The organism is Microvirga rosea, from assembly GCF_020595095.1.
Taxonomy (GTDB): domain Bacteria; phylum Pseudomonadota; class Alphaproteobacteria; order Rhizobiales; family Beijerinckiaceae; genus Microvirga; species Microvirga rosea.
In genome coordinates, this window is the sequence record NZ_JAJDOP010000001.1 from 14,596 (window position 1) to 32,074 (window position 17,479).

Consider the following 17,479-nt stretch of genomic DNA (forward strand, 5'->3'; position numbering starts at 1 on the left):
TCGCTTGCGGGCGCTTTTTATTCAACGGATATTGGGAGGCCGTGGGGATAAAGCAAATGCCTGCTAGAAGCGTAGGCGAGCCATTACGAAAAGGACTTGCCGCACTTCCAACAGCAATGGGAGTGCTTTCACGATTGGTTGCTGAGCGCGTGATTGAAGCCGGTAGGGATGTTGAGTCTTTACTGAGAAGAGCTGGTCTATCGCCGGCGCTCCTAGACGACCCGAATTTGCGCGTTGGAGCTCGCAACCAACTTGAGTTTCTCAACATGGCTGCTACGGAACTGGGAGATGACCTTCTTGGGTTCCATATCGCACAGGCCTTTGACCTGCGCGAGCTTGGTTCATTTTACTATGTCATGGCTTCGTCAGAGAAGCTGGGTGACGCAATTTTACGTGAATCTCACTATAGCTCGGTCGTAAACGAAGGTCTTCGGATCTCCTGCCAAAAGGCTAGTATGTTTTCGGTTGATTTCGAGTATGTGGGCGTGGAGCGGCATCTTGATAGACATGAAATGGAGTTCTGGATTACCTGTAATCTTCGAAAGAGCCGTTTCTTCACGAACCGCTCTTTGGTTCCCACTTATGTCGGCTTTATACATCGACATGAGGGCGATCTGTCGGAAATGGAGCGCTACTTTGCTTGTAATATCAACTTTGGCGCATCGGCTGATAGAATCTCGTTCGAACTTCAGGCAGCCGATCTGCCGCTCATTACGGCCGACCCATACCTCAATAGGTTTTTAGTCGACGATTACGAAAGGGCGTTCGCGAGTCGCCAGTTTAGCCGGAATCCTCTCAGAACACGGGTTGAAAATGCAATTACGCCCCGCCTGCCGCATGGCGACGCGAACATCGGAAATATTGCCAGTGACCTGGGCATGAGCCCTCGAACCCTTTCGCGTCGCCTCGCGGAAGAAGGACATACCTTCAGCTCCATACTGGATGAGTTGAGAGAGGTGCTTGCAAAAAACTATCTAAAACATACGGAGCTTTCCATATCGCAAATCACCTGGCTTCTCGGCTATGCGGAAGCGAGTTCTTTCGTACATGCATTCCAGCGCTGGACAGGAATGTCTCCCAGCGACGCCCGCAGGCGGATCAGCCGAGCTGATCTAGACGAGTCTCATTCTGGCAAACACATTTCATAGAATGAGAGGCAAATATGTCGCGTTTCTATTATTCGATTAAAGATGACAGCAGTCTTGGCGACGCACCCTCATAGCCGGCCTGGATAGCACGACGTATTGCGCTATTCACCTTGATACCTGCCTGCTCCCAGTCTGCGGAACTGACGCTGAGAGCCGCTTGCTGCCTTAACTGTTGGGCATTTTGGGCGTTGATGAGAATCTCCAGCTCCGCCGCCAGCGCTTGGGGCGTCGGCTCAGCATAGCGGACAAATGGATTGTCCAATACGAGACGGTTTTGCTCGGCTTCATTGATTACAGGAATGCAACCGGCCGCTAGCATTTCATAGGGGACGAGCGAGACATTCGTTAGTGACAAGCTCAATCCTGCAAAACAGCGATTATAGATCTCGTTCAAACGCTCAGGAGTCGCCCATCCGTGATCTACATAGTCGAATGGCAAAGGTCCCGCTTTGTCTCCATAAAGATGGATTTCGACATTCGGACAGTGTTTTGAAAAGATCTCAAGAGCCATGATGCCGAGCTCGAAACCTCTGCGCGCATCGGAACGCCCGTAGTATACAACTCCCTTTCGCTCTACCCGTTCGTCATAGACGTATCGGGAGGTGTCGCATCCGAAGTCGAAGAAATCCGCGGTCATGCCGTACTCGGCCTGGAGTTTCGTGGCGAGCCAACGACCAGCGGTAATGCCATGGAAATTCATCCTATAGGTATTCTCAGCCAGGACGCTCGCGGTACTGACGGGATGAAAGAACGGCTCGTAGTCCTGCACAAAGTAAAAACGTTTACCCGTGCATGCGGAATTATACGCGGCGTAAGCTGTGGGCCAGCTTGTTGCCACAACACCATGTGCATCCCGCATCCCGTTGTCGACATTGTCGACAGGTCCTTGAAACTCATAGTAACGCCGCACGATATTTTCGTAGTATGAGTGATCGCTCTGGTGCGGGTCATAGAAATAGACGCGGTTACTGTATCCATTCTTCTCAAGATGCCGGATGATCCTGAATATTGTTGTATGACCGCCGGAGCCTGGCGCGGGGGGCGACATAATCCAATTCAGGACGATCAGCTTATCCGGAGCTGGCAAGCGCTTAAGATGGAATGTCGGTCGCGCCAAGTCCGCGGCGAGAACATCTGAACGTCGGACAGGCAAAGCAGCGCTCTTTGGCCTTATCTGTTCGGCCAGTCTGGATCGGATGCGATTACTTACGCCTCCTGCTCCCTCCGATTGAAAGATACGCTGAACCTGACGAAGGCGTCTCATAACGAGTGGGAATGTGTGCGCGGCCATGCCTTGCGTCTTCTCCGGTTTCGACGCACCTCAGCGTGGTGGCCCTCTATAAAGCCAATCATGCCTTTGGAAGATCAAGTTCTGATATTATGCATCATGTAAGCTTTCAGTAAACTGGTTTGACGATCTACAAAGCTGTATATTGCGTCTACCTTTCAGACTAAATGTATCCTCTTCCGAAGGGGCTATCGCTAGGCTTGTTTCTGTGTCCCGAGGTTGATCGCGTACAGATCAGGGCTGTTAATCGGTTATCGCCGGGGGCCTGCTGGCCTTTTTTGCCGGAGCGGAGATTGGTGTGCCACCGCTGTATTTATCAGGGGCCTGCGCCGGAGGAACACCATTGGCCACCATTATGTTGTTGCTTGAGGCCGGCTTGTGCCCCTGGCTGTCGGCGCGGATATACTCATACCCGTAGCCGCCCTTGACCACATAGTTGTCGTGCCAGCTCACACCCGTGATCGCCGCGCTGCTCTTGGTGCCGTCGAAGTACAGCGGAAAGCCGCCGCCCGAGAAGTAGTTGTCATGGATGTTGACGTTGCTGACCGCCCCGAAGGTGTTCGCCACGAAGATCGCCGAAACGCCGTTGGGCGATCCATCGTTGATGATGGTGTTGTGCACGACCTCGACATTGGCGTTGTCGCCGAAGATCTGAATGCCGTCGAAGTGCCCGCCTTCGTTGTTCAAGAAGTTATGGATGTAGTTTCCTTCGATTTTGGTGGCGACGTTGCCTTCGATGTTGATGCCGTTCTCGCAGCCGTAGATGTTGTTGCCGACAAAGGTGCCGGCGCCGCCGATGCCGTTGAGCACCTGGCCCTGGCCATCGATCTCGCAGTTCTTCACCGTCACGCCCTTCAGGCCGTGATCGATGCGCACCCCATAATAGTTGTCCGACGTGATCTTGCAGTTCTGGATCGTTACGTTCTCGGCCCGGACCCAGATCTGGCCGCGCACGTCGAGATTGCTAAGAACCGTACCGGCTTTGGTGACGATGATGTCCCCGGACGGCGTCAGCGTGACACCAGACGGCAAGCCCGTCGTCGATGCAGTGGGAAAAGCTCTGGGCCCCGGGCTTGATAGCGGGCCTGTCCCGACTTCACCGGCACCACTTGCTTCTCCTATGAGTCCGGCCGCCAGGAAGAGACATAGGACTACGGCAGCGACCCCATGGCCTCCGCCTGATATCGCCGCGCTTGGCACCGTACGTGACTTTGGCGACCAGAGGCAGCATGCGTACAGTCGCTTCAGTGTTGTTACCATACCTGCCTCTCGTGCTCAGACCGGATCGCATAGCTTTGCCTAAATCCAGTTCAGGGAGCTCCATGCGGTTCAGATGATTCCGAAACTTGTATTGGCTCTTGAGCGCCAACCGTGGCTAGGCTCTTGGAAATATATCTTCTCTGGAAGCAATATAAATTCGAGGTCCGAAGACCAAGTATTATCTGGCGCCGATATACAGATCACCGCAGGTTCAGCGCACAGAATTTATATCATAGGTCTGGACGACTTATGACGACCCGCATTCGTCAGTTGGCTTTAGGTATATCGCCCGGCGCACAAGAGAGGTACGCCCTAGTCGCAGATTTGATGCGTATCAGATTACGATATCGTCAGTTCATATAATTTTTATCTATATGCGGGGTGTGACCGGAAACGATAAAAAGCTCTATCAGGCATAGGCGTTCCGAATGGAAAAGATATCTATCATTATCGTAAACTATAGAACGGCAGATCTTACGGCAGAGTGCATCAAATCTGTACTGGCTGCAGACACCTCAACCGTGAACGTAGAAATCATCGTCTTGGACAACGCCTCGGGCGATGGATCATATGAAAAGCTTTTGACGCAATATCCAAATCTTCAGATTGTAAAACTGGAGAAAAACATTGGTTTTGCCGCGGCCAATAACCGTGGCGTCGATCTGGCGACGGGAGACTACATTCTCTTCCTAAATCCGGACACGGTTGTTCAAGAGGATTCCATCGAAGCCATTTATGCATTCGCGAAGCGTGCTCCTGCTGCTGGTGCTTGGGGTGGACAGACGCTCTTTGCCGATGGAACCCTGAATCCCACATCTGTCAGTTCTTTCATTACCCTGAAGAGCGTGTTTTATCGTGCTGTAGGTCTGTCCGCCGCATTCAGCAGGAGCCGGATCTTCAACCCTGAAACCTACCCCGATTGGAAGAGGAATACGGAGCGTAAAGTCGACGTGCTATTTTTTTGCTTCGTGCTGGTAAAGGCAGAAGTCTGGCGTCGCTTGGGAGGGTTTGACGAGAGATTCTTCATGTTCTGCGAGGATGACGATATCTGCTGGCGTATGCAAAAAGCAGGTTTGGATCGCCTCTTTACTCCCTCCGCACGTATTATTCATTATGGAGGCGCTTCAACTCCCCATCGTGCGAACCGCATTGCGATGCTCTTAGCCGCGCGCATGATGTGGTTGCAGCTCCATTGGAAGCCGCTTCCGGCACGCATGGCGAGGAGCATCATCCAGGCGGGCGTTTTCGGGCGAATGGTAGCCGGTAAGATAACAAAGTGGCGAGCCGACCCTGCTCAAGTCTGGAAACAGGTCTGGTCGGAGAGAGCCGTATGGGCGCGCTTTTCCGGTTACTGACCATGAGACCTTACGAGGCTGGAAATCATATGATCACGAGTTCGAATCTGAAGTCGGCCGTTTCCAAACACGTTCCTTACCCGCTCATCGAAATGTCGCGGCGCGTCGCGTACTTCGGGCTGACACATCAGTGTTATGTCTGCGGGGCGCGTGTTCGCAGATTGCTGCCACAAGGATACGGCTATCCGGTTCTGGAGCGTTTGCAAGTCGTCGGAGGAATGTACAAATCCGATGATCGCTGCCCTGTCTGCCACGCCGGGGAGCGGGATCGCCTCGTAAAATTCTATCTTGATCGTCATGTCCTGAACAGTCCAGATCGAAACTTCACTGTTGTTCATATTGCGCCCGAAAAAGGCCTTACGAAGTATTTTCGCAGCAAGCCTGGCATTCGGTACCGCCTCGGAGACATCGAGCCGCAGCGCTACCGCCATTCGACAGAAGTTCAGAAAATGAACCTTCTTGAGATTCCGCTTGAGAGCGGGTCCGTCGACGTCTTCATTTGCAATCATGTTCTGGAGCATATCGTTGATGATCTATCTGCCATGCGTGAGATCAACCGTGTGCTTGCTCCGAAGGGGATCGCCATCCTCCAGGTCCCGATTTCCTTGAGGCTCGAGGAAACAGCCGAAGGAGACGGTACGGAATCAGAGGATGAGAAGCTTCGCCGTTTCGGCCAACGCGATCATGTTCGTATCTATAATGAGGATGGTTATAGAGCTCGGCTCGAAACCGCTGGCTTTCAGATAGAGTACTATAATCCTTTCCTCGATGACGAGGTCGCTGCCGCGCAATGTCGACTGAATCCATTTGAGCTTCTCCATGTCTGCAGACGAGACGAAGGGCGCAAGCGGTGAGAGCGGGAACGGTAGTGCCTGAGGTTGCCATCATCATTCCGCATTACAAAGATGTGCTCCGACTGGAAAAGTGCCTTCAGGCCCTCGCGTTAATCTCTGAGCTTCAAAGATGCGAGGTGGTTGTTGTCGACAACAACTCGGAAATTGATTTGTCGCTCCTGCAACTGCGGCACCCGGCGGTCCGTTTTATCAACGAAGCAACACAAGGGGCGGCCGCGTCACGCAATCGTGGAGTTCGCGAGACGACCGCACCTCTCCTGTTCTTTTTGGACTCGGACTGCATCCCACGTGTCGACTGGATCCCTGCTGGGATAGTCGCCCTGACAAAAGCCGATATCGTCGGAGGAAGCATCGATCTGTTCGACGAGACGGACCCACCGCGAAACGGTACGCAGGTGTTTGAAAGCGTCTTCGCTTTCAAACAGAAGCAATACATCGAAAAGCAGCATTTCTCCGTAACGGCCAATCTGCTGACATGGCGCCGGGTCTTTGACGATGTCGGAGGATTTCGGAGCGGCGTATCCGAAGATGTGGATTGGTGCCACCGCGCAGTCCGAGAGGGATACACGCTCGTCTACGACGAGAATGTTCGGGTGGGGCACCCTACTCGCAACAACATGGGCGAACTAACGAGAAAATGGAAGAGAATGGTTCAGGAGAGGTTTGAGCTGCAGTCTCAGGAACCTTACGCTCGGGCCCGTTGGGCGCTTCGAGCCTTACTGGTACTTTTCTCTCCGATCGTTGATATACGCCGTATCGTTCTGAGCGATCGCGTCAATGGCCATCAGGAAATCTTGAGAGGTATTGGGGTCCTCTGTCATCTTCGCTTTCTGCGCTTCGTGTGGATGATGAAGCAGGTCTTTTCCATGGCTGCCATGAAACAACAGCTTCCCAGGGCGGAGGTACCTGTTTCAAGTCATGGCGCGAGCCTGAGTAGAAAATAGTGACATCAGAGATATGAGATCACGTGCCTCTGCAAGCGCCCTGTCACAGTCTCATCCTCGATCGGATGAGCAGCACGCCGTCCGCGGCCGACCTCATGGCCCCCAGTCATTGAGGCGGACTTCCAGACGCGAAGATGATCCTCAGGCAACGCCCGAGAGCTCTCCTAAAAAGAAACTGCCCTGGCCTGTCGTTCTGTTCCTGGTTTCCCTCATAATCCCGTGGATCATCACCGTCGGCACTGCCCGTTTGTCGGTTTATCGGCTGATCTTGCTGGCTATGCTGATTCCGAGCCTGTTCATGTGGATTACGGGCAAGGCCGGCAAGATCCGGACGCCCGATATCGCTCTGCTGTCGTATGCCATATGGTGTGCTTTGAGCCTGTTTGTCGTTCATGGATCCCAACTCGGAATCCAGTCGAACGCCGTTATATTTCTTGAGGCGACGACACCCTATTTTCTCGCCAGGTGTTACATCAGGAGCGCCGACGACTTTTACGCCTTAACCGCTCTCCTGTTCAAAATCTTCATTTTCATATTGCCCTTTGGGCTGATCGAAACAGTCACAGGGCACAACGTGTTCCTCGAACTGTTCAGAAAGGTCTATCCCTCTATTGCCGATAATTACTATGCTCCCCGGTGGGGATTGCGAAGGGTTCAGGCATTCGCAGAGCATCCCATCCTTTATGGAATCTGCGCCGGTAGTTTTTTTTCGCTGGTCTTTTTTGTCTTGGGTTATGGGAAAAGTGCGCTTCGTCGATACACTCAGTCTGCTCTTGCTCTCCTGACAGTATTTATTTCCTTGTCGGCAGGTCCCATTATGGCTGTCATGTTGCAGGTCCTGCTCATCGTCTGGGGCCGCACTTTCGGCGGCAGCAACTGGCATTGGAAGCTTGTGATAGGAACTATCCTTGGCGCCAATCTCGTTATTGCCCTCTTTCCCAATCAATCATTTGTCGCATTCTTTATCTCCAACTTCACATTCGATCAGTCGGCCGCATTCTTCCGAATTCTCATCTGGACATACGGGCTGGGATCAACCTTCAATCATCCGTTGTTTGGAGTTGGGTTTGGGGAATGGGATCGCCCCTCCTGGATGCCATCGAGCATCGATCTATTCTGGCTGGTTCCCGCTGTTCAATATGGAATTCCAGCGGCCTTATTGCTCCTGATCACTGTCTTTTCGGCCTTCTTCTCTGTCGCCCTCAAAAAGAATCTGAGTCCGAAGCTGGTCGAATATCGTACGGCGTACCTGCTGTGCCTGGCTGGCTACTACGTCGCAGGGTGGACCGTACATTACTGGAATGCGACTTACGTAATGTTTCTCTTCTTGCTGGGAAGCGGCATCTGGTTGCTCGATGCCGATGCCAGCACAACGTCCTCCGCCACAACATCAGGGCGTCCGCGTCTTCGTACATCGCCTCGCCATTTAGACGAAGCGGACACTAACGTCTCAAAACTGCCCGCTCGGAAAAGAAGAGCACATGTCTCTTAGGCTGCGACATCGGCACGGTCGCGTACCGGGACCCAGGTTGGCTCCGGTATTCAAATCACTGGTTAGGAAGCGCAGACAGTTCAGCTAAAGGTAACGCTTCGCATGTCGGCGTGGCAATGACCGCCAGAACGGGCTTCTTTTGCACATCGAGGCCGAAGCTCCGCTTCAACTTCCCCCAGTAATGATAGAAACGCGTTCTCAGGATAGGCTGGCCCGGATACGAGGCCCCGTCAAAAGTGTAATAAAGCCGGTTATCTTCTGCGATTTGCGTTATCAAGGACTGGTGCCAGCCTTGAGGTGAAACTTCGGAAACGCGGACGGTGCAGTCGCGTAAGTGACCGACAACCCAAGCCATGTCATCAGGAGGAGCAACGAGGTCTGCCCGATAGCCATGGCGCTCGAGCAAACTAGCGATCGAGGTAAGATTCGAATCGAGCTGAAGGCCCGCTTTCGCGCTGAGATGCGGGAGCTTGAAGAACAAGCTTAACGCTAGAAAAGCACCACAAGCCGCGCTATATACGGGCCGCGTCGCGATGACCATATCGTGTTCCCAGCAGGCAGATTCCCAGTGTGGCGCCAAGAATGAGCCAGCTGGCAACCGTCGCGCCAATCGGCCCATGCAAGATATCAAAGTATTGCGGGTAGAAGCCAATGAGGCTTATTCTCGTGACATTGATCCCAATGACTGACAAGCACGCGGCGAAAACCCAGAACAAGTCCCGCCGTGAAGCAGGATATCCAATGGTCTTCGTAACGGTGATCCAACAGAGAATTGCCAACGATACGTTGGCAAGCGATGAGCACCCGGGCGCGATCCATAGGTAACCGGAACCGTCCGCGAACTCGATCGCATTTCCAACGCGGGGCGTTCCCAAAAACCATCCAACGAGTGCAGCATCTCCTTGGAGAAGGGTGTCGCTCATGAGAGCGAAAAGCAGCTTCGACCAAAACATCGGCACCGTGAGCGCGAGAAGGATCCAGGCACCGCGATTTAAGAACTTTGCGTCGGGCGATGTCATGATGACGTATATGGCCAAGCCCGATAGCGCGAGCCAGCTGAGTTGGATGCTTGGCATGAGAAAAGCGATGGCTGCCAAAGTGGCCACCCACCAGTCATAGCGACGAAGAGGCTGCGCGGGTGAGCGTAAGACGAACCTGATGCTGAGAACGAGGGCCACCCAGACGATGGCGCTGATGTTGAACGTGTTCAGGAGCGCAACGACAGTCCCGCCTTCATGAAGCGCCGCGGCAATTTTTTCGCTTATGCCGTTGACGAAGCCAACAACGACGAGTCCCACAATCATCTCGCCGCGTGAAACAGGGACCTTTTTAACGTACGACCGGTTCGCGAGTGTCAGGACTTCGCCGTTGGAAGAGCCGCTGGTAGCTCTATTTTGCGACCAAGAAGAAGACCCTTTGTTGATGAATTCTGTCGTCACGGTTATTCCGCCTCACCACAGTTGCGGTAGCGTGGTAAGTATTTTCCTGCTCGGGCAGGGCTAGCTCGAAGACAGCCGTTTCCGGCAAGGCGACCTAGGACGGTCCTGTACAAGCCTGCACTGTCAAAAGCATGCTGCATTTCGGTTTATATGCTCAACTCCAATTCGGAGCGTCCAAAGTATGGCCAGCAAGTTGTTCCGCAGGAGCGCCCCAATCGGCTGAAAGAAAAACAAGAGCCGCCGACAGGGTGATTTTGCCACGATCCCATGAGATCCTCTGAAGAACTAAGAGCGGCCAGTGCCAGTTAAACCGAAACTCGGAGCCAAGAGCACCCCACCTACCCGAATGCACATATGTTTGCTTGTGGGGGTTACTCACTCCGAGACTGAAGCACGATACATTTCCCAATATGTTCTCAGATTATTCATCTTTCGTTGCAACAACAACACTTCCTGCGACTGCAAAGGCTATTTTGATCACGAGAGGTACTTATAGTAAGACGCCATCGCCGCCGTACGGCTCCTCTTTGATGTTTAAAACACGTCTATACTTGAATATGTATGTGCATCATCGTAAAACTGCTTGTCCGTCGCCGGTTAACTTCGCATCATTCATAAATGCCTCGCCGAAGCCAGCCTTGCCGTCTTTCACTTCTCGTGGCATCGCTAGCGCGACATGGAGGACCATAGCGCCGTGATTGAGGTTGAGCCCACTGAACTGCAGGATGTGAAGATCATATCAACAAAGACCTTCGCGGACGCGCGCGGCGTTTTTATTGAGACTTATAATCATAGCTCTTTTGCTGCAGCCGGTATTGGCGAGACCTTTGTCCAGGACAACTTTTCTCTGTCTATTCATAAGGGGACGGTCCGAGGATTGCATTTTCAGCTTCCACCGTTCGGCCAAGCCAAGCTTGTGAGGGTCGGACGCGGGCGCATTCTGGATGTCGTCGTCGATCTCAGACGTGGATCATCCACCTTTGGCAAGCACGTCGCGGTCGAGCTGTCGGCAGCCAATCGGTTGCAGATTTTCGTTCCCGTCGGGTTCGCCCATGGGTTTTGCACGTTGGAGCCTGACACGGAGGTTCACTATAAGGTGAGCGCCCCCTACTCGCCTGCCCATGATCGTGGCCTTGCTTGGGACGACCCGGCCCTCGCCATCGCGTGGCCGGTCGCGGCTGAACAGGCCATTCTTTCGGACAAGGATACCCGACATCCTCGACTTGCCGATCTTGCAACCACGGGCTTTGAGGTCTGAGCGTGCGCATTGTCGTTGTTGGCCAAGAGGGGCAGGTTGCCAAGTCATTGGGTGAACGCGCACCTCTTCATGGCATCGCAGTCACGCTGGTTGGACGTCCCATGCTTGATCTTGCGTCTCCGTCCAACGCCGCTGAGGTACTGGCCGAAGCGGGCGGCGATGTGATCGTCAATGCCGCAGCTTATACGGCTGTCGATCAGGCGGAGCGCGAGCCGGAGTTGGCAAATGCCATCAACGGGGATGGCGCCGGAGCAATCGCCAGAGCAGCGGCGGCGATGAACGTCCCGGTCGTCCAGCTTTCGACCGACTATGTTTTTGATGGGGCGGCTCCTGAGCCTTACCGAGAAGATTCACGTCCCCAGCCACTGAGCGTCTATGGGTCGTCCAAACTGCTGGGTGAGCAAGCGGTCGCCGATGCCACGGATAATCATGCCATCCTGCGCACGGCGTGGATCTACAGCCCCTTTGGAAAGAACTTCGTCAAGACGATGCTGCGGCTCGCGCATGATCGTGATGAGGTCGCCGTTGTCGCCGATCAGATCGGATCTCCCACAAGCGCGCTCGATCTTGCCGATGGCATCATCACGGTTTGTCGTCATCTCGTGCTCCATCCTGAAGATCCCGCGTTACGTGGAACCTTTCACATGACCGGGACCGGAAAAGCGAGCTGGGCGGACTTCGCCGCTGCGATTTTCGAACATTCGGCGCGCCTTGGTGGCCCTAGCGCCCGTGTGCGCCCGATCCCGACTTCCGAATACCCGACTCCGGCCCGCCGTCCTGCACAGTCACAATTGGATGGAAGCCGCCTTGCGGCCGTTCATGGCGTCACCCTGCCTTTCTGGCGCACATCTCTGGAGACCTGCGTGACCCGTCTCCTTACAGAAAATTTCGACAAGGAGCGTTCTTCATGAAGGGAATCATTCTGGCTGGAGGCTCAGGGACCCGGCTGCATCCGATGACCTACGTCACGTCGAAGCAGCTCCTGCCGATCTACGATAAACCGATGATCTATTATCCTCTCACGACGCTCATGCTGGCGGGTGTGCGTGACATTCTCATCATCTCGACGCCGGACGATCTGCCGAAGTTCAAACAGCTTCTGGGCGATGGCACTCGTTGGGGATTGCAGTTGTCCTATGAGGTGCAACCCAAACCGGAAGGTTTGGCGCAAGCCTACGTCATCGGCGCGGAATTCGTGGCCGGTGAGCCATCCGTTCTCATTCTCGGCGACAACCTGTATTTCGGCCACGGCCTGCCGGAGCTTCTTGCGGCTGCAAGACGACGCTCCACCGGCGCGTCCGTCTTCGCCTACCACGTCACCGACCCTGAACGGTATGGTGTGGTGGAATTCGACCGGGACGGGAAAGCGCTTTCAATCGAGGAAAAACCCAAGCAGCCGAAATCGAATTGGGCGGTCACCGGCCTCTATTTTTATGATGCCCAGGTCGTGGATATCGCCGCTGGCCTCAAACCCTCGGCGCGGGGGGAGCTGGAGATTACCGACGTCAACAGGGCCTATCTGGAAATGGGCCAACTGCAAGTGGAGCGCATGGGACGTGGCTTTGCATGGTTGGATACGGGTACGCCCGACGCTCTCGTGGAGGCGACGGAGTTCGTCAGGGCACTCAGCAACCGGCAGGGTTTCCGCATTGCATGTCCTGAGGAAATCGCCTTCAATCTCGGCTGGATCGATCGTGAGCAGCTGATGCGCTTGGGACGGGAACTCTCCAAGAGCAGCTATGGTCAGTACCTTCTCGGACTGGCGGCTGCCGACGCCTGACAATCGGCAGGTCGTCATCAAGACAACCCATTTCAGTCATGAAATAGAGGTTGCGTTCGTTATCCGAGAACGGAGGATCCGCCGATGGATCACCATCCAGCCATCACTCCCGGTCGAATTGCCGTCATCACGGGTGCGGCGAGCGGAATTGGTCTCGCGGCCGCCAAGCGCTTCGCTCGTCTCGGCATGAAGGTCTGCCTGGCGGATCTGGACAGCGACGCACTAGGACAGAGCGCGGCCGAAGTGGCCGCAATGGTCGAAGATCCGGACCAGGTGAGGACTGTTCCGGTGGATGTGAGTCGCAGGGAAGATATCGAGCAGCTCCGGCACCAAGCTTTCGCATGGGGCGACGTCGCCGTTCTGATGAATAATGCCGGAACTGAAGGTGGAGGTCAGATCTTCGGCGATGCCGAACGATGGAGAACGATTATCGAGACCAACCTTTGGGGCGTCATCAACGGCATACAGGTTTTCACCCCTGCAATGATGACCCAAGGCGTCCCTTGCGCCATCATCAATACCGGCTCGAAGCAAGGAATCACGACGCCGCCCGGCGATGCGGCCTACAATGTCTCCAAAGCTGGCGTACGCGTCGTGACCGAAGCCCTTGCTCATGAGCTGCGCGGCATAGCAGGATGTCAGACTACCGCTCACCTGCTGATCCCCGGTTTCGTCTTTACAGGTTTCACAAAAGCGCGCGGGGTGACCGAGAAGCCCGCGGGAGCATGGGAGCCTGACCAGGTCATAGAGTTCATGCTCCCGTCATTGGCCAGGGGTGATTTTTATATCCTGTGCCCGGACAACGAAACCACACGGGTTATGGATGAGAAGCGTATCCGTTGGTCGGCCGAAGATATCGTGCACGGTCGCCCTGCCCTTTCGCGCTGGCATCCTGATTTCAAGGAGGCTTTTGCGCACTTCATGACCGAGGATCAGTCTTGAGTTCGAATGCTTTGGAGCGATCCCGGGGACTGAGGAGCCCAAAACAAGATGGCGATGCCGGGGAGGCTCAAGCCTTGGATCAGCCCGTCGTCTAACTCCGCCAGAGAAAGTGCTCGCAGAGAGACGACGGATTTCGGCTCAAGGAACACCGACCGGGGCTTGGCGATTCACCACACAAGGAGGAGCCGCCACACATGCCCAACTTGCGCAGGAATCCCATCGAGATATTGGCCCGGCTGGGATACGGCGCGCGGGGCGTGGTCTATAGCCTCGTAGGTGGCCTCGCCCTTCTGGCGGCCATTGGCTCGGGCGGGCAGACGGGCGGCAGCCGCAGCGCCCTTCAGACGCTCTTGTCTCAGCCATTTGGTAAGATCTGGCTTGGGCTGATCGCCCTGGGCCTTCTCGGCTTCTGCCTCTGGCGGGCCATCGAGGCACTAACCGATGCAGATCATCATGGGACTGACGTGAAGGGCTGGGGCGTGAGAATCGCGCATCTTGTCAGCAGCGGCATCTATGCCGGTCTGGCGATTTCGGCCTTGAGGCTTGCCGCAGGCCGGGGCTCCGGAGGAGGCGGTGAAGATCGGGCCGCCCGGGATTGGACGGCCTGGCTCCTGGCGCAGCCTTTTGGGCAATGGCTCGTTGGGCTCATCGGGGTTGTGATTGTTGGCACCGGCCTTGCATTCGTGTGGAAGGCGTGGCGCGGCGACGTAATCCGACATCTCGCGCTTCCCGCCGACAAACGCGCTTGGATCGTCACCCTCGGACGCGCTGGCTTTGCGGCGCGGGGCGTCGTTTTCGTCCTGATCGGCGGCTTCTTGATCCTGGCAGCTGTGCACAGCAGTTCGTCGGAAGCGCATGGCCTTGGCGGCGCGTTGCAGTCGCTGCAGCGCCAACCCTACGGCTGGGCGCTCCTGGCGCTCACCGCGATCGGCCTCTTCGCCTTTGGCCTGTTCGGCTTCGTGCAAGCCTATTACCGGCACATCGACGCACCGGATCTCGATGATGCCAAAGCGGCGGTCGCCCGAATGGGTCAATAGGGAAATGTCGTTTGCGAAGTGGGGTGCCGAAACGTCTGGACTTTACGGCGAACAGGTTACCGCCAATGACGCGACACCAGCGGTCTCCTATGTGTCTGGTGGCGTGAGTGAGCGCCGCAGACCCATCGATATGATGCTCGGCAGAGGGAGACGCTAAGCTTGAAAGGGCAATCTTGCCGGCTGTCATCACGCGGCAACCGCAGCCTGACTTGCCCTTTGGAAAGGCTGGCGATCCCGGGAGGACTCGAACCTCCGACCAACGGTTTAGGAAACCGCTGCTCTGTCCTGCTGAGCTACGGGACCGCTTGGGGGATGAGTAGCACAATTCGCCCACAGGTAAACGGGGTGTTTGAGGCCTCATGGCAAGCCGAGGGATACCAGCCCGCCAGGTGAGGACTATGATCCTCTTGGATACAGTGAGATCCCATGCCTCGGTTCATCGTTCGGCTCAGCCTTACATCCATCCTCCTGGGGAGCGCTGTCGCCTCTCAGGCCCAGGCCGGTCCTTCGGACGCCGCGCCGAGGGCGGACGCTTGCCGGATCGCATGGGAACGGGATCGCCTCGTCAACTTGACCCCGGAAGGCGATCTCCTGCTCGCGTCCGGAACCCTCGCCAAGGTTGCGGAGATTCGTCTGCCCACGACATCCGCCGCTCGCAGCACGGCGCTTGCTCGAATGCGCACCCTGGTGGATCAGCCGGTTCTGGTTGCGAAGGGTGCAGACAGTGACCGTTGGGGCAGGCGGTCGGCCCGTATCCGCATAGATCGGACAGGAGGAGTGGATCTGGCGGAAAGCCTTGTCGAGGAGGGGCTTGGTCTGGTCGATCCAGGCACTGCGGAACAGCTCTGCCGGCCTGAATTATTGGCCTTCGAGGAAACGGCTCGCGAACGGAACCTTGGCCTTTGGGCAGATGATCTCTATAAACCCCTCGACGCGAGCAAGATGAACAGCCTGCAGGAGCGATTCGGCACTTTCGTCCTGGTCGAAGGACAGGTGAAAAGCATTGGCGAGCGCAAGCAGAGCGTCTACTTGAATTTCGGAGGACACTGGGCGGAGGATTTCACGATCATCATCCCGAGGCGGATTTGGCGGGTCATGGCGGAAAAAGGCGTGACGGCAACCACCCTGAAGGGACAGCGGATCAGAGCCCGAGGCATTTTGGAGCCTTGGCAAGGAGCCGCTCTTACCGTTGTAGTACCGCAGATGATCGAGCGCCTTGAAGGCAAGCCCCCGTCACGCTGAGCGAGCATGAACCGGACACTTCAAAGAACAGGAACGCGGGTCGCCGGGAGCATTCTGCTCATGGGATGGCTTGCAGGCTGCGCGGGGTTCGACAGCAATGTGTCGCTTCCCGCCGATGCACCGCGTGTCGTCGGGGCCGAGCGCCCGCGCGATCGTGATCACGAGCGTTTGGTCGCCGCCTTTGGCGGCGAGCTCCGGGCACCCGAGGCACAAAGGCTCCTGAACGACATCACGAAACGTCTGGTCGCGGCCAGCGACAGGCCTGATGAAGCGTATCAGGTCACGATCCTGAACTCTCCCGTCGTCAACGCATTCGCTTTGCCGAATGGGCGGCTGTACGTGACTCGCGGCCTTCTGGCTCTCGCGAACGACGAAGCGGAGATCGCAGCGGTCCTGTCCCATGAAATCGCCCATGTGACCTTGCGGCATGCGTCGCAGCGCAACGAGTTGCAGGCGCGCTCCACCTTGATCAAGCGTGTCACGGAAAATGTTCTGAACAATGCCGAAGAAGCGGCGCTCGTGCAGAATCAGGCCCGTTCGACCCTTGCGAGCTTCTCTCGTGCCCAGGAATTGGAAGCCGATCAGGCGGGTGTGAAGGTTCTGGCCCGTGCTGGGTTCGATCCTTATGGGGCTCCCCGGTTCCTCACGGCCCTCGGGCGCTCGGCGACCGGCGGCTCCGATGCCAGCGCCGACATGATGGCGAGCCATCCCAATACCCGGGATAGAATTGCTCTCGCGCTTCAGGCCGCCCGGCGGGCGAGCGCGCCCGGAATCGGCGATTCGGGGCGCCCGGACTACCTCTCCGCCATTGATGGTATTTCCTATGGGGACGATCCGGCGGATGGTGTCGTCCGGGGCCGGCGTTTCATCCATTCACGCTTGGGCGTTGCGTTCGAGGCTCCCGAGGGCTTCACGCTCGAAAATACCTCTCAGGCCGTTCTCGGTGCCTCGGCGGATGGCACCAGGCGCTTGTTGTTCGATGCGGCCGATACGCCCGCGGGCCAGAGCCTGGAAGAGGTCCTGCGCTCGACGTGGAACGACACCATCGAGCCGGGAAGCCTCTCGACGACCACCATCAATGGCCTTCCGGTCGCAACGGCGCTCTCCGTCGGCAAGGAATGGACCTTCCGTCTCTCGGCGATCCGGATCGGCAATACGACCTATCGCCTGATTATGGCATCGCGCAGCGGCAACAACGGCCTCGATGCGCAGTTCCAACGGACCTTGGACAGCGTCAGACAGGTACAACCGGATGAGGCGCGGATGATCAGACCGCTTCGGCTCAAGATCATCACCGCGCAGCCCGGAGATACGGCGCAGAGTCTTGCCGATCGCATGCCGGTCGACCGCCCGCTGGACCGTTTTCTTCAGCTCAATGGCCTGGACCGGAACGAAGCTCTGCGCGCGGGAGAGCGGTACAAGATCGCGGTCGAGTGAGAC

At 56.2% G+C, this 17,479-nt stretch carries 16 protein-coding genes and 1 tRNA gene; 12 read left to right on the plus strand and 5 right to left on the minus strand.

The window, feature by feature from the left end:
* The first annotated feature begins 56 nt into the window (after positions 1-56).
* Positions 57-1,148: an AraC family transcriptional regulator gene (locus tag LJD17_RS00060; RefSeq protein WP_227381697.1), complete on the plus strand. Its 1,092-nt coding sequence runs from the start codon at positions 57-59 to the stop codon at positions 1,146-1,148.
* A 28-nt stretch (positions 1,149-1,176) separates the two neighbouring features.
* Here LJD17_RS00060 and LJD17_RS00065 read toward each other — a convergent pair whose 3' ends face one another.
* Together LJD17_RS00065 and LJD17_RS00070 are read right to left on the minus strand one after the other, a co-directional pair.
* The gene (locus LJD17_RS00065) at positions 1,177-2,439 is read right to left on the minus strand and encodes a rhamnosyltransferase WsaF family glycosyltransferase (RefSeq protein WP_227381699.1); all 1,263 of its coding nucleotides are present in this window, start codon (positions 2,437-2,439) and stop codon (positions 1,177-1,179) included.
* Positions 2,440-2,679: 240 nt separating this feature from the next.
* Positions 2,680-3,468 (minus strand): right-handed parallel beta-helix repeat-containing protein, encoded by a 789-nt coding sequence (locus LJD17_RS00070; protein ID WP_227381701.1) that lies wholly within the window; start codon positions 3,466-3,468, stop codon positions 2,680-2,682.
* Between the two features lie 656 nt (positions 3,469-4,124).
* Here LJD17_RS00070 and LJD17_RS00075 point away from each other — a divergent pair.
* From LJD17_RS00075 to LJD17_RS00090, 4 genes are all read left to right on the plus strand, one after another.
* Positions 4,125-5,051 (plus strand): glycosyltransferase family 2 protein, encoded by a 927-nt coding sequence (locus tag LJD17_RS00075; protein WP_227381703.1) that lies wholly within the window; start codon positions 4,125-4,127, stop codon positions 5,049-5,051.
* 29 nt (positions 5,052-5,080) lie between these two features.
* Positions 5,081-5,905 carry a class I SAM-dependent methyltransferase gene (locus tag LJD17_RS00080; RefSeq protein WP_227381704.1) on the plus strand — a complete coding sequence of 275 codons (825 nt, stop codon included), beginning with the start codon at positions 5,081-5,083 and terminating at the stop codon, positions 5,903-5,905.
* Between the two features lie 14 nt (positions 5,906-5,919).
* A complete protein-coding gene (locus LJD17_RS00085) occupies positions 5,920-6,849 on the plus strand; it encodes a glycosyltransferase family 2 protein (RefSeq protein WP_227381706.1) in 930 nt (309 codons plus the stop codon).
* A 109-nt stretch (positions 6,850-6,958) separates the two neighbouring features.
* Entirely contained in the window at positions 6,959-8,341 is a 1,383-nt protein-coding gene (locus LJD17_RS00090; RefSeq protein ID WP_227381708.1) for an O-antigen ligase family protein, read from the plus strand.
* Between the two features lie 55 nt (positions 8,342-8,396).
* On the opposite strand, the gene LJD17_RS00095 is transcribed toward LJD17_RS00090, so the two are convergent.
* Entirely contained in the window at positions 8,397-8,882 is a 486-nt protein-coding gene (locus LJD17_RS00095; protein WP_227381710.1) for a hypothetical protein, read from the minus strand.
* Entirely contained in the window at positions 8,854-9,780 is a 927-nt protein-coding gene (locus LJD17_RS00100; protein WP_227381712.1) for a hypothetical protein, read from the minus strand. The genes LJD17_RS00095 and LJD17_RS00100 overlap by 29 nt, the downstream gene beginning before the upstream one ends.
* Before the next feature lie 676 nt (positions 9,781-10,456).
* Here LJD17_RS00100 and rfbC point away from each other — a divergent pair.
* The 5 genes from rfbC (at position 10,457) to LJD17_RS00125 (ending at position 14,797) form a co-directional block, all read left to right on the plus strand.
* A complete protein-coding gene (rfbC, locus tag LJD17_RS00105; RefSeq protein ID WP_264478216.1) occupies positions 10,457-11,038 on the plus strand; it encodes a dTDP-4-dehydrorhamnose 3,5-epimerase in 582 nt (193 codons plus the stop codon).
* Positions 11,039-11,040: 2 nt separating this feature from the next.
* Positions 11,041-11,949, plus strand: a complete 909-nt coding sequence (gene rfbD / locus LJD17_RS00110; protein WP_227381716.1) for a dTDP-4-dehydrorhamnose reductase — start codon at positions 11,041-11,043, stop codon at positions 11,947-11,949.
* The gene (gene rfbA, locus LJD17_RS00115; protein WP_227381718.1) at positions 11,946-12,818 is read left to right on the plus strand and encodes a glucose-1-phosphate thymidylyltransferase RfbA; all 873 of its coding nucleotides are present in this window, start codon (positions 11,946-11,948) and stop codon (positions 12,816-12,818) included. The genes rfbD and rfbA overlap by 4 nt, the downstream gene beginning before the upstream one ends.
* Before the next feature lie 84 nt (positions 12,819-12,902).
* Positions 12,903-13,760: an SDR family NAD(P)-dependent oxidoreductase gene (locus LJD17_RS00120; RefSeq protein ID WP_227381719.1), complete on the plus strand. Its 858-nt coding sequence runs from the start codon at positions 12,903-12,905 to the stop codon at positions 13,758-13,760.
* 194 nt (positions 13,761-13,954) lie between these two features.
* Complete coding sequence (locus LJD17_RS00125; RefSeq protein WP_227381720.1) at positions 13,955-14,797, plus strand: DUF1206 domain-containing protein; 843 nt, start codon at positions 13,955-13,957, stop codon at positions 14,795-14,797.
* Positions 14,798-15,023: 226 nt separating this feature from the next.
* Here the strand turns inward: LJD17_RS00125 and LJD17_RS00130 are convergent.
* A tRNA-Arg gene (locus LJD17_RS00130) sits at positions 15,024-15,100 on the minus strand.
* 123 nt (positions 15,101-15,223) lie between these two features.
* Here LJD17_RS00130 and LJD17_RS00135 point away from each other — a divergent pair.
* Together LJD17_RS00135 and LJD17_RS00140 are read left to right on the plus strand one after the other, a co-directional pair.
* Complete coding sequence (locus tag LJD17_RS00135) at positions 15,224-16,039, plus strand: thermonuclease family protein (protein WP_227381721.1); 816 nt, start codon at positions 15,224-15,226, stop codon at positions 16,037-16,039.
* Positions 16,040-16,045: 6 nt separating this feature from the next.
* The gene (locus LJD17_RS00140) at positions 16,046-17,476 is read left to right on the plus strand and encodes a M48 family metalloprotease (protein WP_227381722.1); all 1,431 of its coding nucleotides are present in this window, start codon (positions 16,046-16,048) and stop codon (positions 17,474-17,476) included.
* Positions 17,477-17,479: the final 3 nt, after the last annotated feature.

Coding starts and splice junctions, on each gene's coding strand:
- LJD17_RS00060 (WP_227381697.1), top strand. CDS start 57: ATGCCTGCTAGAAGCGTAGGCGAGCCATTACGAAAAGGACTTGCCGCA.
- LJD17_RS00065 (WP_227381699.1), bottom strand. CDS start 2,439: ATGGCCGCGCACACATTCCCACTCGTTATGAGACGCCTTCGTCAGGTT.
- LJD17_RS00075 (WP_227381703.1), top strand. CDS start 4,125: ATGGAAAAGATATCTATCATTATCGTAAACTATAGAACGGCAGATCTT.
- LJD17_RS00080 (WP_227381704.1), top strand. CDS start 5,081: ATGATCACGAGTTCGAATCTGAAGTCGGCCGTTTCCAAACACGTTCCT.
- LJD17_RS00095 (WP_227381710.1), bottom strand. CDS start 8,882: ATGGTCATCGCGACGCGGCCCGTATATAGCGCGGCTTGTGGTGCTTTT.
- rfbC (WP_264478216.1), top strand. CDS start 10,457: ATGGAGGACCATAGCGCCGTGATTGAGGTTGAGCCCACTGAACTGCAG.
- rfbA (WP_227381718.1), top strand. CDS start 11,946: ATGAAGGGAATCATTCTGGCTGGAGGCTCAGGGACCCGGCTGCATCCG.
- LJD17_RS00120 (WP_227381719.1), top strand. CDS start 12,903: ATGGATCACCATCCAGCCATCACTCCCGGTCGAATTGCCGTCATCACG.
- LJD17_RS00125 (WP_227381720.1), top strand. CDS start 13,955: ATGCCCAACTTGCGCAGGAATCCCATCGAGATATTGGCCCGGCTGGGA.
- LJD17_RS00135 (WP_227381721.1), top strand. CDS start 15,224: ATGCCTCGGTTCATCGTTCGGCTCAGCCTTACATCCATCCTCCTGGGG.
- LJD17_RS00140 (WP_227381722.1), top strand. CDS start 16,046: ATGAACCGGACACTTCAAAGAACAGGAACGCGGGTCGCCGGGAGCATT.